The sequence below is a fragment of the Streptococcus suis genome, from assembly GCA_002831545.1.
GTDB lineage: Bacteria > Bacillota > Bacilli > Lactobacillales > Streptococcaceae > Streptococcus > Streptococcus suis_P.
Map to the genome: position 1 here is coordinate 652657 of CP025095.1, position 19024 is coordinate 671680.

Genomic DNA, 19024 nt, shown 5'->3' on the forward strand with positions numbered 1-19024 from the left:
GAACTAGTTCTAGATTTAATTGTCTACAGTCTAGTTCCTGTTCCGTCAATGCCAAAAATAGGAGGAAATGAATTTGTTTAAAATTAAACGAAATAAGTTGAATCGTCAAGAAGCCTTTAACTTTGAAAAGCGCAGTCAATTTGGTATTCGTAAGTTGACAATCGGTGTTGTTTCACTGGTTATCGGTAGTGGAATGGTCTTGAGTGGCGTCGAGCAAGTTCAAGCTGGTACAGACTATGATCCAGGTGTAGAAATTCGCTATGTTCGTAACGGTTCGCCAAAAGCTCTAGCCAGTGACGGGGACTTCAAAATTGAAAAGTCATTTGTAGAGGTAAATGGAGTCCAGTATGTGGATGTCACACTGACCTTCAACCAAGATCATGACGGCTATGCGAGACGTTTTCTGTATTTCAATATGCCGAAATCCCTTTACGAGCCAGAAAAGATCACTCGGGAACTCTACTGGCAAGGTGAGAGAACCCCTCGTGAAACCACAGAGTATAGAACATGGCAGGGTGATTACAGATTTGCGGATGAGCCATGGTACCGCCTTTGGGACCATCGCTATATCATAGGTAGTCCAGATTCTTTACAGGGCGAAAGACATAAAAAAGTAACATCTCCAACTGATCCTGGTGGAGATACCATCGGTGGTCAAAGCGAAGGCAGATGGAACGGTGACTGGGATCGTCTGATGTTCTCAGTTCCTAACAATGCTGGTAGTGGTAAAGAAGCTCTAACAAAAGCTGCTAGTGACTTTAAAGCCACTTCCCGAACTGTCTACATCAACAGATTTAGTGGCTCTACCGATAAGCATGTCTATAAGTTCCGTGCTCGTGTGAAAGACGGCAATGCTCCGATGAACTTCGTCGTAGGTCTTAATGAAGAGTCTGGAAGTCATGCTAACTTCTTGGCTCAGTATGGCACAACGCCAGATACCCGCACGCTGGCTGAAAAGTCTACCATTAACCCACCTGCTCGTATAGGAGTTAACAGTCTGCAAGACCTAAGTCAACAGACACGCAATAACATCGCACAAAAAATCCGTGAAGCTAACCCAGACCTCTTCAATGGTGCAGGTCCACTGGTTACAAATGTGACGGTATCATCTGATGGTATCGGTGGCAATGCAGTCCTCCGATTCAAGGATGGTTCAGAAAAGACCATCCCGATGAAGCAGTTGGTTTATAAAATCAACACTGCATCAGGTGCTGCACCAACAGCTCCATCTACTTCGACTAATTTTGTCCTTAAGGGACGAGGAGTAGTTGGAAACGATATGGTTGGTTTGCAAGGTGAAGACCATCAATTAAACTTGCCAGCTAAAAAAGCAGTTGCCAACATCGCTACTATTGGAAATAAAGCTACCTATCTGACCCAGTGGCAAGAACAGTTGAATAAGTTTCTTGAGTTGAATAAACAGCTTCAATCTTGGAATAATCAATGGGGATTCAAGAATTCGGCGCGTACATTTGGACCAGATAACTGGAAGGCTCAACATCTTACAGCTTCAATTAAGTATACAGATAGTAGACAAACTCAAATTCAGGGTATTGAAGTTAAAGGGGTTACAAAAGATAGCCGTTTTGGTGGCCCAGTAAACACCCAAGTCTACGGTCTCTTGACACCTGCTATGCTCTTCTACCAAGAAGATCCATTGAAGACTACCAAGGATGAAGCCAAGGCTACCATCGATAGCATCGGTAACATCAATGGTAAGGCTGCTGATTGGAAGAGCAGAATCGATGCGGCCCAAAACCAGCAGGCTATTGAAGCGATCATCACTGAAGCACGCAATGAGAAGAATGCCCTCGATAAGAAGAAAGCAGCGGCTATCCAGGAAATCAATGCCCTTCCGCACCTTTCTCAAAATGAGAAGACGGCAGCCATCAATGCCATCAATAGCGCAACGACGACTACTGTAGTTGACCAGAAACTCAATGATGCCAAAGCCCTCAACACCACCAATATGAGGAACAAGGGCAAGGAGGCTATCAACGCCCTCAGCAAACTAAATGATGGTGAAAAAACACCTTACAGAAACCGAATTGATAATGCAACCACACAGGATCAAATCAACGCCATCATCGAAGAAGCAGCCTTTGAAGACCTGAAACGCAGTGCCTTGGAACAGCTCGATAACATGAATCCAGCTCCAAGCAACAAGGATGAATTGCGTGCTCAAATCACAGAGACTAATTTCAATACTGTCAGCTCAGATGGCAAAAAACCAGCTGAACGGATAGAAGCCATCCTAGAAAGAGCCAAGGCAGAAGTTCTCAGAGACCAGGCCAGACGTGACATCAATGCCATCTCAGGCCTACCAGAAGAGAAGAAAAATGAGTTCCTTGGAATTGTAGACCGTGCCCAAACCCCATCAGAGATTACCAATGCAGTCGACCAGGCACGAGCTTACAGCGACTATATCCAGGCCAAGGATGCCATCAACCAGCTGACAAATATCAACAATAAGCAAAAAGAAGAATTGTTGGCAGGCTTGGAAAGAGATAAGTCTCAACAAGGTGTGGCAGACATGCTGACAAGTGCCCGTGCCTTGGACGGTGAAATGAAACACTTGAAGGATTTGGTGGCGCAAGCAGAAACGATCAAGCAGTCAAGTGATTATTCAAGAGCAGATAGAGCTAAGCAAAATACCTTTAATACTGCCTTGGATGCTGCCAAGAGAGTATCACCACAAACAGGTGAATTGCCAACAACATCCGTAGGTCAGTTGATTTCAAACTTGACCGATGCGATCCGTGGCTTGGGTGGTACAACTCAACCAGTCACCAAGGATGTAGACAAGGGCAACCTCAGGGCTGAGATTGATCGCTCTAGTCAGGTGAAAGACCCAGCCAATGCAGAATATACCTATGCTAGTGACGACAAGAAACAGGCCTATGAAGCAGCCCTTACACAGGCAATAGCAGTTCGTGACAAGGCTAACCCAGTCGCAACTCAGGCTGAAGTTGACGCTGCCCTTGCTAAACTCCAAGAAGCTAGAATCGCCCTAGATGGACATGCACCAGATCGTGATACAACGCCGCCAGTTTTGGGTGGTGATAGAATGGAAATCTATAGCGATGTAGCTGCTCATGCAATCAGTACAGTAGGTCGTAAGGTACCAAGACCAAATCAACCAACACCAGTAGAAGAATATGGTGAAAATTCTACACGACTGAATGAGTTAATCGTGACAGATCAAGAATCTGGTATCAATATTGACTCTGTCACATTCGATGAAGCAACACAAAGACACCTTCAACTGCTTGGTCTTAAGTTTGTCAAGTATGACAGACAGCAGGATAATGGAGCAGTAGGTTACTTCACCACCATCGAAGAAAACGGTGTTGTCAACTTTACTGGTACAGGCATTGCCAAATTCTACTTCACAGTTGCCAATACTCATGGTGTGGTTTCGCCAAGACTAGAGTACCGCTATATCCTGAAAGATGACATTGCCCCAACAGCGACTCCAACAGAGCATGTCCTTATCAGAGGTCAAGAAGCGACCATTACGATTCCGATTCAGGATAACTCTATGTTTGGTACTGAGGGCGGTGTGTCAACAGGAACGATGAGTATTCGTCCAGAAAACAACACTTCTGATCCACTCACGCCAGCTATCCTCAACTTTACAAACGGAAATACCCCTCAAGCCTTTACAATTTCTATACCAGACAGTTCTCCAGAATTTGTATTCGAGAATCATAATTATGGCAAACGGTCACGTACAGGAACGGTAAGCTTGACTGCCAACCCAAGTCAAACCTTGGAACGCACGACTTATAAATTCCGTGTTGCAGACGGTAACACACCACGTGGAACTAGTGAAAAAGTGACTTTCACCGACATCACCTTCACTGTTGTGGATCGTTTGGCAGCTCCAGAAGAAAGTGCCAAAGTCTCTGTCAACAACCCAAGTCGTTTGACAGAAGATGAGAAGAATGCCATCAAGCAGGCTGTCAGAACTGCTAACCCACACATCGCAGAGATTGACAATGCAGCAAACGGTGACACAAACAAGCAGGTACGGATTGATGTTGCAGAAAACGGTCGAGTAACCGTCACCTACCCACACGGTGGCAAGACAGATACGCTTACAGCTCAGCAAGTATCAAAAACCAACCCAGCTCCAACCTTCGGAGACTTTGGTGTCAATACAACCGTTGGAAGCTCAACATACAAGACAATCTTTGTCTTTGGTGCTAAGACTAACGGTAGCGAAGTTGTAGAATATGCTCCAGACTTTGTACCTGACAATGCAACAGGCGGTATCCCAGTCCAAGACAATACTGGCATTGCCAAGGTTGAATTGATTGGTATTGACAATGAAAACAAGGTAACGAATACAGGTATTGCCTTTACACCAGAGGGTAAGTTGCTTGGTGAATTTGACAGAAACCAGTCTACTAACCTGGTTCGTAATGGTATCAACAGCGTATGGCACCATAGAATCAAGGCGACAGACAATGGCAACCCTGCCAAGTCAGCCATCACCTCAACTATCCGTATCAAAGCTTACCGTGTTGAGAAGACAGATGAGACAGCCATCGCAAAAGTATATGGCACAGCTCTCACTCAGGATGAATTGACCAACAAACTCCGTGTTGCTGTAAGCTCAGGCATGACTGTCCCAGCGGATAACCATAGCCACAAGGTAGCAGGTTACACACCTGAAAATGGCCAGTTCACAGCAATCACAAATATTTCTGAACTTCCAACAAGTGGCAACTACACTGTGAAGATGGAAACAACCAACGTTTACGGTCAAACCATCGTCAATAACATTGCAGTGGATTACAATGAGCAAAAAGATGTGATCGAACCAATTGCTCCAACTCAGCAGGCCCTCATTGATGGTGCGGCTCCAACGACAGACGCAGATAAGACTGCTCTGATCAATGCCCTCAAAGAGGCCAACAAAACTCCAGAAGGCACATCTAAATTCCCAGAAAATACTACATTTGATGTTGCTGAGGATGGTACAGTAACCATCACTTATCCAGACCGCTCATCAGAGCAAGTAACAGTACCATTCAAGCAGAAAGACAGTGCTCAGCACACTCCAAGCGTGACTGAAACACCGATTAATTCTGCTGCTACAACTGGCACACCATTGACAGAGGATGAGCGCAATGCCGTTAAGGCAGCGGTAACTGTTCCGAACTTCCCAGCTGGTGACAAACAGCCTACTATCACAGTTCCAGACAATGCTAGTGTGACGAATGGTACAAATGGAAACACAGGCAAGCCAGTTGTTGTTGCGACCGTCGAGTACCCAGATGGTACGACTGAACAGGTGGAAGTACCAGTTCGCCAGAGAGATACCCTTGCGGATAGTACTGAATTGGTAGTGCCTGAGGCTGTTCAAATCAAGGGGACAACTGTAGCAGAGGATGAAAAACAAACCATCATCGATGCACTTAAAGCAGCCAACCCAGGTAAATTGTCTGATGACACACGCTACGAGGTTGCTTCTAATGGTGTAGTGACGGTTATCTACAATGATGGCTCTCGTGAAGACGTAAATGTACCGCTTAAATCAGGTCTTCCAACAGTAACTACCCAGCCGAATGATTTGGTAGTCTTCAAGAATACAGATATGACCACTCCAGTGGAGTTGGGAGGCTTTACGGACAACGAATCAATTAAGGATGTCCAAATTGTCTCTACCAATGGAAGCACTAAGGATGAGATGGGCTTGACGGTTGGTGAAAAAGACAAGGGAAGCAATACGAAGGCAGCCTTGATTTCTGGTAAAACAGATTCTGCTATCGGCAAACATACCCGTAAGCTTCGTGCCTTGGATAACTTAGACCAAGCAAGTGCGGCGACAAATGACTTCTATGTTCGTATTGTTGATGCCACTGTTAACCAGCCAGAGACAGCTATTGAAAAAGCCTTTGATCAAGCACTGACTCCTGAGGATGTTAGACCTAAGATCAACTTCAATGTTGGTTCAGGTCAAAATAATTTGATTGATTTTGATGTGGTTATTCCAGCAGATGCTCCGACAAGCGGTAAGAATGTGGAAGTTCCAGTAATCATTCGCACAAAAGCACATGCAAGCGCGTCAGAAGAGTTCAAACGAACATTTGTATCTCAAGACAAGACAGTAACGGTTCGTGCTACATGGCCAACTCAGGCTGATAACATCGAGGTGACAGCACCGGCTGACACAACTCCAGTTCTCATCGATGGTGCAAGATCAACTTCAGAGGCAGATAAGACTGCTCTGATCGATGCCCTCAAAGAGGCCAACAAAACTCCAGAAGGCGCATCTAAATTCCCTGAAAATACTAGATTTGATGTTGCTGAAAATGGTGCTGTGACTATCACTTACCCAGACAACTCATCTGAAACAGTGAACGTACCATTCAAGCAGAAAGACAGTGCTCAGCACACACCAGTAGTAGCTGAAACACCGATCAACTCTGCTGCAACGGCAGGTACAGAATTGACAGAAGATGAGCGCAATGCAGTCAAGGCAGCGGTAACTGTTCCGACCTTCACTGGCGACAGACAGCCAACCGTCACAGTTCCAGCGGACGCTCGTGTGACAAATGGTACAGAAGGAAATACAGGCAAGCCAGTTGTTGTAGCGACAGTTGAGTACCCAGACGGTTCAAGTGAAAACGTTGAAGTACCAGTTCGCCAGAGAGATAATGCCAAGTATGAAGCCACTGTGACAAATCCAGAAGCTCCAGCAGCTATCAAGGCTAGCCATGAGACCGGTACACAAATCACAGACCAGGCTGATAAGGATGCTATCCTTGCCAAGGTTTCTGTTCCGACAGGTTCTAATGGCACACCAAGTCTGGATCAAAATCCTGTGGTTGAGGAACAAGGTGGCAAGCAAGTTGTCAAGGTAACCGTGACCTACCCAGACCAGACAACAGACACTGTCTATGTCCCAGTAGATCAGAAGGATAATGAAGCCCACAACCCAACAGCACCAGCTGAAGCTGTCAAATTGGATGCACCAGCTACTGCCAACAGCACCCTATCAGACGATGATAAGAATGCCATCAAGGCAGCAGTGACTGTGCCAGCAAACTCTGGTGGTCAAGTAAGTCTTCCAGAGGATGCTAAGGTTGAGCTTGTGAATGGCAATCCAGTTGTCAAAGCAACGGTGACCTATCCAGATGGCACTAATGATTTTGTCGATGTCCCAGTTGTCCAAAAAGATAGTACCAAGTACGATGCGACTGCTAAAGAAACACCGGTACCATTGGATAGTCCAGTGACGCCAGGTCAAACCCTTTCTGCTGAAGAAAAAGAAGCCTTGAAGTTTGGTGTCAATGTACCAGTAGGTTCAAATGGTGAGATTCATGTCCCTGACAATGCAGCTGTTAAATTGGTTGGCGATAAGCCTGTCGTTGAGGCAGAAGTTCGCTACCCAGATGGCACAGTTGATAAGGTTCAGGTACCAGTTCGCCAGTATGACAGAGCTGTTTACACACCAAACTTGGTAAATCCTAAAGAGGTTCCTATCTCTGTAGAGCCAACAAATGACACTCAGATTGCCAGCCCAGATGACGCAGCTATTCTTGCCAATGTAGATGTCCCAGCAGCTACTCCAGATGGCACTAAGCCAGAAGTGACTAAGACGATTGCTTCGCCAGTCAAAGACGGTACAGGTACAAATCAAGGTAAGAAAGTTGTCGAAGTAGAAATTACTTACCCAGATAAGTCTAAAGAGAAGATTGAAGTTCCTGTCAAACACGCTGACAACCAAGTCCACAACCCAGAAGCTCCTACTAGGCCAGTTCAATTGGACGTAGCAGCAACGACCGACACTAGCTTGTCCGATGCTGATAAGCAAGCTGTCAAGGATGCTGTGACGATTCCACAAGGTTCAGGCGGTGTAGCAAGTCTTCCAGAGGATGCCAAGGTTGTTGACCGAAATGGTACACCAGTTGTTCCAGTGACAGTGACCTACCCAGACGGCACGACTGAAACAGTGGATGTCCCTGTTGTCCAAAAAGACAGCACCAAGCATACCCCAGTCTTGACAGAGGCGAACAGCCCAGTCTTGACCGACACACCTGCTAAGGCAAATGAGCCAGTTCAAGAGACTGATAAGGCAGCTATTGCAGCCAAGGTTGATAAGACAAATCTTCCTCAAGGTACAGAGACTAAGGTGCCAGATGATGCTGTGGTTGAGCTTGAAAATGGCAAGCCAGTTGTTCCAGTTCTTGTAAGCTACCCAGACGGTACTTCTGAAACCATCAAGGTTCCGGTTGACCAGAAGGATGACTTGACTTACAACCCAGAAGCACCGAACAAGGACAATGCTGTAGCGATTACTTCTCCACAAACTCCAGGTACAGAAATCACTGATCCTACTGATAAAGCAGCGATCCTTGATAGCGTGATAGTTCCTGCTGTAGATGGTGGTCAGGCTCCTAAGGTTACTAAGGAAATCACTTCACCAGTGACAGAAGGTCCAGATGGTCCGTATGTGACAGTGAAAGTAAGCTACCCAGACGGCACTTCTGAAACCGTCAATGTCCCTGTTAACCAGAAAGATAACGAAACCCACAACCCAACAGCACCAGAAACGGCTGTTCAAGTGGATGCACCAGCTGTTCAAGACGGCACCTTGTCAGAAGATGATAAGAAAGCCATCAAGGATGCTGTAGTAATCCCAGATGGTTCAGGTGGTGAGGTAAGTCTTGCACCAGATGCTAAGGTTGAGCTTGTGGATGGCAAGCCAGTTGTTCCAGTGACCGTGACTTATCCAGACAATACGACAGATACAGTCTATGTTCCTGTAGTTCAAAAAGACAGCGTGAAGCACACGCCAAGCTTGACGGATGCGGATCAACCTGTCTTGACCAATACACCAGCTAAGGCTGAAACACCTGTACAAGATGCAGACAAGGAAGCTATTGCTGCGAAGGTTGACTTGAACAAGTTGCCAGAAAATACCACAGCTAAGGTTCCAGATGGAGCTAAGGTTGAGCTTGTGGATGACAAACCAGTTGTTCCAGTTCTTGTAAGCTACCCAGATGGTACTTCTGAAATCATCAAGGTTCCAGTTGACCAGAAAGATAGCGAGACCTACACACCAACAGCACCAGCTGCAGAAGCACCGGTAGCCATTACTGGTTCAGATGCGCCAGATGCACCGATTGCGGAAGCTGATAAGCCAGCTATCTTAAATAGTGTGACGGTTCCAGCTGTAGATGGTGGTCAGGCTCCTGAGGTTACTAAGGAAATCACATCACCAGTTAAGGTGGTTGATGGCAAGGCATTCGTTGAAGTAACGGTGACTTACCCAGATAAGACCAGCGAAGTGATCTCTGTTCCAGTCAACCAGAAGGACAATGAAGCCAACAACCCAACGGTTACAGCTCCTGAAAAACCAGCTCCAATCAGTGTTCCAGTTGCTGAAAATACTCCAGTAGAGTCAGATGCAGATAAGAAATTGATTACAGACAAGGTCAATGTAGCCGGTCTTCCAAACCCTCCTCAATCTGTCAAAGTAGCAGAACCTGCTAAGGTGGTTATGGATCAAGCTGGTAATCCTGTGGTCAATGTAGAAGTGACCTATCCAGATGGCACTAAGGATATTGTCCCTGTTCCTGTTAAACAAGCGGATAACCAAACAAACACTCCAAGCCTGAAAGAACCAGAACTTGGCAAGCCAGCTGAAGCTTTGGTGGCTATCGATCCAACTCCAGGTGTAGCAATCACCAACCAAGCGGACAAGGATGCGGCAGTGGCTAAGGTTGACTTGAGCAAGTTGCCAGTAGGCACGACAGCAGCGGTTGCGGATGGTGCAGTTGTTGCCAACGATCCATTGACCAACAAACCAGTTGTTCCTGTGACAGTGACTTACCCAGATGGTACTTCTGAAATCATCAATGTTCCTGTGAAACAGGCTGATAATTTGGCTCTGGATCCAAGTCTGAAAGACACCAATCCAGTTCCAATTCTGACAGAAGCGACTGTTGGTTTGACGGTGTCAGATAAGGCAAACTTGGATGCTATTGCTGCTAAGGTAGATCCGAAGACAGGTAAGGCTGAAGTGGTGAATAACACCATTGTTGCTGGTAAGGAAGATGGTCCACATGCTGGTCAACCAGTTGTCAATGTTCTTGTGACCTACCCAGACGGTACTCAAGATACGATTGAAGTGCCAGTTAAGCAGGCAGACAACGTTGTGAATGAGCCAAGCTTGACAGACCAGATTCCAGTACCAATCCAGGCAGCTGCAACAACTGGTACGCCAGTTCCTGCGGATGACAAGCCAGCTATTCTTGCTAAGGTTGACCTTCCAGCAGGTGCAGAAGCTACAATCGCAGATGACGCTACTGTTGTCCGTGAAGATGGTCAGGCAGTTGTTCCAGTAACGGTGACCTACCCAGACGGTACGACTGATACAATTTCTGTTCCAGTCAAACGTGCAGACAATAGCAAGTACACACCAAGTCCAGTGACAGATCCTGTTCAGGTTGATGCTGCGACGGCTCCAGGTACAGCTATTACTAGCCAGGATGACAAGGATGCGATTATTGCAGCGGTACCAGTACCGAAAGTGGCTGCTGGTGAGAAAGCTCCTGTTGTCAGCCTTCCAGAAAATCCACGGGTAGAAGAAGTTAACGGTCAGCCAGTTGTCAAGGCTATTGTGACCTATGCAGATGGTACGACAGATACAGTGGATGTTCCGATTGTACAAAAAGTAAGTGCAACCAAGGAACCAAGTCTGAAAGAAGCTGAAGCGGGCAAACCAGCTCAAGCTGTTATTACAGAAAATCCTACAGCAGGTGCAAGCATCACTGATCCAGCAGATCAGAATGTTATCCTTGACAAGGTTGTCGTTCCAGAAGGTGGCAAGGCAAGCATCGCTGATGACGCTGTAGTGGAAATGGATGGTGACCAACCAGTTCTTCCTGTGACAGTGACCTATACAGATGGTTCGAAAGATATCATCAAGGTTCCTGTGAAACAAGCGGACAATGTGGCCAAAGAGCCAAGCTTGAAGAGCCAAACTCCAGTTGGCGTTATGGATGCTCCGGCGGTAGGTGCTCAAGTAGAAGAGCCAGCAGATCTTGAAGCGATCAAGAACAATGTAGATACCAAGGGTGGTACAGCAAGCATTGAGGATCCTACGATTGTAGAAGGTCCAAACAACCAGCCAGCTGTTGCGGTTAAAGTAACCTACCCAGATGGTACGGCAGATACTATTCTTGTTCCGATTAAGACAGCGGACAATGTGACCTACACTCCTGTCTTGAAGTCTACTGATCCTGTTCTGGTTTCTGTAGCGACTGACAATGGTACAGCAGTTCCAGAAGCTGATCAGGCTAAGATCTTGGCAAATGTTGACGTTCCTGCCTTGACAGCAGATGGTGACAAGCCAGCTGTGGATCTTTCAATTGAAAATCCAGTTGTTCTTCAGAAGAATGGCCAAGCAGGTGTCGAAGTAACAGTGACCTACCCAGATGGTTCGAAAGATAAGATTTTCGTTCCAGTGGACACTGATACAGACAAGGATGGCTTCAGCAACAAGGAAGAAGAAAAAGCAGGTACAAGCGCAACCGATCCAGCTTCAACTCCAGATGGTCAAGATAGTGCAGAACGTCTAAATCCAGGTCTAACTGAGCCAGTAGAAGTTAAGAACCCAGACAAGCTTACTGATGCAGAGAAAGAAGCTGTTAAGAAAGCCGTTGAGGCTTCAAACGACTTGCCAGCTGGAACGACTGTTTCAGTTGCAAACGATGGTACGGTTACAGTTACTTACCCAGATAATTCAACAGACACTATCCAGCCAAAAGATGCAGTTACTCAGTTTGTAGATACAGATGGTGATGGTATCAGCGATCGCCAGGAAACTGAAAATGGTACAGATCCAAGCAAGGTTGACAGTGACAACGACGGCTTCTCAGACAAGGAAGAGGTCGAACGTGGCACAGACCCTACTAAGGCAGATTCTAAACCAGCTTCAAGCGAGACAGACACGGACGGCGACGGCATCAGCAATGAAGATGAAGCTACACGTGGCACAGATCCAAACAAATCTGACACAGATGGCGATGGCTTCTCAGATCAGGAAGAAATCACAGCCGGCAGCAACCCAACTAAGGCTGATTCAACCCCAGCTAATGTGGATAAAGACGGCGATGGCTTCACTGATACAGAAGAAGCAGCGGCGGGTACAGATGCAAATAACCCATCTTCAACTCCAGAAGGTCAAGATAGTGCAGAACGTCTAAATCCAGGTCTAACTGAGCCAGTAGAAGTGAAGAATTCAGACAAGCTTACTGATGCAGAGAAAGAAGCTGTTAAGAAAGCCGTTGAGGATTCAAACGACTTGCCAGCTGGAACGACTGTTTCAGTTGCAAACGATGGTACGGTTACAGTAACCTACCCAGACAAGTCCACAGACACTATCCAACCAGCAGAGACAGTTAAAGTCGCTAAGGACACAGACAAGGATGGCTTCACTGATACAGAAGAGGCAACGGCAGGTACAAGCGCAACAGACCCATCTTCAACTCCAGCAGGTCAAGATAGCGCCGGTCAATTAACACCAAGCCTAGCTGAACCAGTAGAAGTGAAGAATCCAGACAAGCTTACTGATGCAGAGAAAGAATCTGTTAAGAAAGCTGTTGAGGATTCAAACGACTTGCCAGAGGGAACTGAGGTTACGGTCTCAGACAATGGTACAGTTACAGTAACCTACCCAGACAAGTCCACAGACACTATCCAACCAGCAGAGACAGTTAAAGTCGCTAAGGACACAGACAAGGATGGCTTCACTGATACAGAAGAGGCAACGGCAGGTACAAGCGCAACAGACCCATCTTCAACTCCAGCAGGTCAAGATAGTGCAGATCGTCTAAATCCAGGTCTAACTGAACCAGTAGAAGTGAAGAACCCAGACAAGCTTACTGATGCAGAGAAAGAATCTGTTAAGAGAGCTGTTGAGGAAACTAACGACTTACCAGCTGGAACAGAAGTTTCAGTCTCAGACAGTGGTACGGTTACAGTAACCTACCCAGACAAGTCCACAGACACTATCCAGCCAGCAGAGACAGTTAAAGTCGCTAAGGACACAGACAAGGATGGCTTCACTGATACAGAAGAGGCAACGGCAGGTACAGACGCAACTAACCCATCTTCAACTCCAGCAGGTCAAGATAGCGCCGGTCAATTAACACCAAGCCTAGCTGAGCCAGTAGAAGTGAAGAATCCAGACAAGCTTACTGATGCAGAGAAAGAATCTGTTAAGAAAGCTGTTGAGGATTCAAACGACTTGCCAGAGGGAACAGAGGTTTCAGTCTCAGACAATGGTACAGTTACAGTAACCTACCCAGACAAGTCCACAGACACTATCCAGCCAGCAGAGACAGTCAAAGTCGCTAAGGACACAGACAAGGACGGCTTCACTGATACGGAAGAGGAGAAAGCAGGTACAAATGCCACAGATCCATCTTCAACTCCAGCAGGTCAAGATAGTGCAGGTCAATTAACCCCAGGTCTAACTGAGCCAGTAGAAGTGAAGAACCCAGACAAGCTTACTGATGCAGAGAAAGACGCTGTTAAGAAAGCTGTTGAGGATTCAAACGACTTGCCAGAGGGAACAGAGGTTACAGTCTCAGACAATGGTACAGTTACAGTTACTTACCCAGACAAGTCCACAGACACTATCCAGCCAGCAGAGACAGTTAAAGTCGCTAAGGACACAGACAAGGATGGCTTCACTGATACAGAAGAGGCAACGGCAGGTACAGACGCAACTAACCCAGCTTCAACTCCAGCAGGTCAAGATAGCGCCGGTCAATTAACACCAAGCCTAGCTGAGCCAGTAGAAGTGAAGAATCCAGACAAGCTTACTGATGCAGAGAAAGAATCTGTTAAGAAAGCTGTTGAGGATTCAAACGACTTGCCAGAGGGAACAGAGGTTTCAGTCTCAGACAATGGTACAGTTACAGTTACTTACCCAGACAAGTCCACAGATACTATCCAGCCAGCAGAGACAGTCAAAGTCGCTAAGGACACAGACAAGGATGGCTTCACTGATACGGAAGAGGAGAAAGCAGGTACAAATGCCACAGATCCATCTTCAACTCCAGCAGGTCAAGATAGCGCAGGTCAATTAACCCCAAGTCTAACTGAGCCAGTAGAAGTGAAGAACCCAGACAAGCTTACTGATGCAGAGAAAGAAGCTGTTAAGAAAGCTGTTGAGGATTCAAACGACTTGCCAGAGGGAACAGAGGTTACAGTCTCAGACAATGGTACAGTTACAGTTACCTACCCAGACAAGTCAGCGGATACTATCCAGCCAACAGACACAGTCAAAGCTGCTAAACCTGTTTCAGAAACACCAGTTGCACCAAGCAAGCCAGAAGTTACATCAACAGCTTCAGGTGCTGTAGTTGTTACACCACCAACTGACAATGTAACTAACCTTGACATTACCTTCACTCCAGAAGGCGCAAGCCAACCAGTTACTGTAGTTGTAAGTAAGGATGAAAATGGCATATGGACAGCCCCAGCTGATTCAGGCCTTGTCATTAACTCAGATGGCACCATTACCATCCCAGCTGAAAAAGTAGCAGATGGCACAGCCGTGACGGTAGTTGCTGAGAATGGTTCAATATCTTCACCAGAAGTAGGTTCAACAGTTGTTCCTGTTCCAGCAGTAACTCCAGAAACACCAGTTGCACCAAGCAAGCCAGAAGTTACAGCAACAGATTCAGGTGCTGTAGTTGTTACACCACCAACTGACAATGTAACCAACCTTGACATTACCTTCACACCAGAAGGTTCAAGTCAACCAGTTACTGTAGTTGTAAGTAAGGATGCAACTGGTACATGGACAGCACCAGCTGATTCAGGTCTTGTTGTCAATCCAGATGGCACTATTACCATCCCAGCTGAAAACGTAGCCGATGGTACAGCCGTGACGGTAGTGGCTGAGAATGGTTCAGTATCTTCACCAGAAGTAGGCTCAGCAGTTGTTCCTGTTCCAACTCCAGAACTTCCAGCTATCCCAGCTAAGCCAACATCAGTTACTAATGCAGACGGTAGCGTAACAATTGTTCCACCAGTTGAAAATGTTACAGGTCTTGACATTACCTTCACACCAGAAGGTGCGACAGAACCAGTTACTGTGACGCTTGGTAAGGACGCAACTGGCGCATGGACAGCACCAGCTGATTCAGGTCTTGTTGTCAATCCAGATGGCACTATTACCATCCCAGCTGATAGGCTAGCAGATGGTACTGAAGGACAAGTAGGTCTTGTAGCTAAGAATGGCGACTTGACATCAAATGATCCAGCTCCTCAAGTACCGGAAACTCCAGCTAAGTCAAGCGTAGAGACCAATGAAAATGGTAGCGTAACAATTGTTCCACCAGTGGAAAATGTTACAGGCATTGACATTACCTTTACTCCAGAAGGCGCAAGCCAACCAGTTACTGTAGTTGTAAGTAAGGATGCAACTGGCGCATGGACAGCACCAGCTGATTCAGGCCTTGTTGTCAACCCAGATGGCACTATTACCATCCCAGCTGATAAGGTAGCAGATGGCACAGCAGTTTCAGTAGTTACTAAGAATGGTCAAGTTCCATCTGATGAAGCTTCTGCAACTTATGTACCAGCTAAACCAGCAAGCACTGATACACCAGTAGTTGAAGTTCCAGCGACTCCATCACTAGCCCTTGATGGTAGCGGAAATGTCCTTATAACTCCTCCTGCGGAAAATGCTACAAGCCTTGATATTACCTTCACACCAGCTGGTAGCGAAACCCCAATCACTGTAACAGCTAACAAGGATGCAACTGGTAATTGGATTCTTCCAGAAACTTCAATTGCTGTTGTTAACCCAGATGGCACAATCAGCATTTCTACATCAGAAATGGAAGGTGGCACTGCAGTATCAGTTGTTGCTAAGAACGAGGGAGTACCATCTAGTCAAGCGGCTACATTACTTGTTCAACCAAAACAAACTGCAGAAGAGTTGGCTCCAACAGTGAAGAAACCAATTGCTGTTGAGGATGCATCTAAGTTGACAGATGCTGAGAAGAAAGAATTGGAAGATGTTGTTCGTAAGGACAATGTTCTTCCAGAAGGTACAGAAGTAAGCGTAGCAGATGATGGTACAGTTACTGTTACCTACCCAGACAAGTCAACAGATACAATCTTGCCAACTAAGACTGTTATGGATGCTCAAAATGGTAAAGGCACAAGCCATAGCTTACCAGCTTACGACTTGACAGCAGATGAGGATAAAGATGGCTTTACAAACGAAGAAGAATTGAAGCAAGGTTCAAATGTAGCAGATGCTAAATCTGTACCTGCAGGCAAGTCTTCTGCAGAACGCCTCACTCCAACAAATGACTTGGCAGTTAAGGTTAAAGACTTGACGAAATTGTCAGATGCTGAGAAGAAAGCGGTAGAAACTGCTATCCGTAAGGATAAGGATCTTCCAGAAGGTACTCAGATTGAGGTAGCCAATGATGGTTCAGTGACTATCACCTACCCAGATGGTTCTATTGGTCGACTCCCTGCTGATCAGACAGTTCTTCATGCGACACATGGTGAAGGTGTAAGCCATAGCTTGCCAGCTTACGACTTGACAGCAGATGAGGATAAAGACGGCTTTACAAACGAAGAAGAATTGAAGCAAGGTTCAAATGTAGCAGATGCTAAATCTGTACCTGCAGGCAAGTCTTCTGCAGAACGCCTCACTCCAACAAATGACTTGGCAGTTAAGGTTAAAGACTTGACGAAATTGACAGATGCTGAGAAGAAAGCGGTAGAAACTGCTATCCGTAAGAATAACATTCTTCCAGAAGGTACTCAGATTGAGGTAGCCAATGATGGTTCAGTGACCATTACTTACCCAGATGGTTCCGTGGATCAGATTGATGCTACGAAAGTAGTTGCTACAGATTCTACAGTTAATCCAGACTCTGGCGTAAGTCAGTCAAGTGGTACTACAAAAGTATTGCCAGGATCTGCTTCTTCGACAAGAGCAGCTAAGAAACCATTGCCAGCAACAGGTGAAAATGGTTCTCCTATCTTAGTTCTATCTGGTCTAGCTCTGTTAGCGGGCGTAGCTATGTTTAGAAAAGCAAAAAGAGAAGATGAGAACTAATTCTCATCTCTCCGATGCAAATTGAAATACTGGTGAGACTCGACTGAAATAAGAATAGGGTAAAATACCTCAAGGAAAGTATAGCCGCAATTTGGCAATACTTTCCGGCTCTTTGTCAACCGTAGTGGGTTGATGTCAGCTAACACCTAGAGAGGACGAAATTCGTCCTCTCTTTCTTTATGGTAACCGCCCCTTTTTCAATATACTTGTTATTGGGCGCTTACTTTTCAAAGTATTTTTGAAAAAATGCATGTAGCTAGAAAACAGTTACATGCATTTTCTTCAGGCGTACGGCGTGAATTCAAACCACTATATATTGACAGACTTGTGAAAATACCATATACTGATATTAAAAATAAGGATATAGGAGTTTTTTTATGAAAAAAGCTAATCGTAAAGAATTTTACTCCCATTTATCAGCCCTTTATCAGTTATCACCAGAAGTTATTTCGCCCGTTTTGCGTGAGAAACTTGTTGAATTTGCCCAGAAACTTGACCATTCAGACAATCTCTATATGTTGGCGAGTCAGCTTTCTGCATATGTGAATAGGGAATTACTTGAGCAGGCTGGAAAAGCACCAAAGGAGTTGCTTGATTTAGCTTCTTATATCCAGGAACTGCAGGTTAGCCATAGTCGGTATATGGCCCGATTAGATAATTTATAGGAGTTTCGTATGAAAAAAGCCAATCGTGAAGAATTTTATTCCCATTTATCAGCCCTTTATCAGTTGTCACCAGAAACTATTTCACCCGTTTTGCGTGAGAAACTTGTTGAATTCGCCCAGAAACTCGACCATTCAGACAATCTCTACTTGTTGGCCGATCAGTTATCGGTATTTGTCAATGCTGAATTGACCGGCTTGACCTGGAGAGCGCCAAAGGAGTTGGTAGAATTGGGGCGCTATATCCAGGAATTACAAGTGACCTATCGACGTTATGTACTAGGAATAGATGATTTAGAGGAAAAATAATGACAGAATACACGAAACCACTCGTTTGGAAGTGGGAAGATGAAAATGACAACCGATCAGGTAATCGTCCAACAGCAGGGAGTCGCTTTGAACATAAATTACCAAAAGGTGACAAGCCCCTCCAAGTTTATTCCTTGGGAACACCTAACGGTATTAAAGTTGCTATTATGTTGGAGGAGTTGAAAGAGTTAGGTATTTCGGAAGCTGATTATGACCTCTTTCTCATCAATATCGGTCAAGGAGACAATTTGGCTCCGATTTTGTTGCCATCAACCCTAACTCCAAAATACCAGCTATGGTTGATTATTCGGAGAAGGAGCCAGTTCGCGTCTTTGAATCTGCCAACATTCTCTACTACTTGGCAGAAAAGTTTGAGGCCTTCCTACCGAAAGCTTGGGCGGAGCGGACGGAGGTTCTTAACTGGCTCTTCTGGCAAACTGGCGCCGCTCCATTTGTTGGTGGAGGATTTGGACATTTCTTCCATTACGCTCCGACAGCGCAAGAATATCCGATTAATCGCTATACAATGGAAACTAAGCGTCAGCTGGATCTCTTGGATCAACTATTGATGACAAGAGAGTATATAGCTGGAAATACCTATACCATCGCAGATATTGCTATCTGGTCTTGGTATGGACGATTGGTGCAAGGAGAACTATATCCAGGTTCGGCAGAATTTTTAGATGTTGATTCTTACAAGCATCTAAAGACCTGGGTAGAGAAAATAGCTCAGCGCCCAGCTGTACAACGAGGGTTGACAGTGAAATATCATTCAATTGATAATTGATTGACTTGCCCACCTTATGGGTGGGTTTTTCTTTTACTTTGGTATGATAAAAGTTTATAATGAAAGAGTTAGACTTTGTGAAAATCCAAAAATAGAAATTAATACTCAATGAAAATCAAAATCAGACTAGCTCCAAAGGTTTGGGGA

The 19024-nt window shown here is 45.6% G+C and carries 3 protein-coding genes and 1 pseudogene; all 4 read left to right on the top strand.

All coding sequences use genetic code 11. The features are described from left to right. The first annotated feature begins 67 nt into the window (after positions 1-67). Positions 68-17119: a hypothetical protein gene (locus CWM22_03395; protein ID AUC91022.1), complete on the top strand. Its 17052-nt coding sequence runs from the start codon at positions 68-70 to the stop codon at positions 17117-17119. Positions 17120-17496: 377 nt separating this feature from the next. Further along, positions 17497-17784: a hypothetical protein gene (locus tag CWM22_03400; protein AUC91023.1), complete on the top strand. Its 288-nt coding sequence runs from the start codon at positions 17497-17499 to the stop codon at positions 17782-17784. Positions 17785-17793: 9 nt separating this feature from the next. Beyond that, the gene (locus CWM22_03405; protein ID AUC91024.1) at positions 17794-18090 is read left to right on the top strand and encodes a hypothetical protein; all 297 of its coding nucleotides are present in this window, start codon (positions 17794-17796) and stop codon (positions 18088-18090) included. Then, positions 18090-18877: pseudogene (locus tag CWM22_03410) on the top strand (glutathione-dependent disulfide-bond oxidoreductase). Before CWM22_03405 ends, CWM22_03410 begins: the two are co-directional and overlap by 1 nt. Positions 18878-19024 lie beyond the last annotated feature (147 nt).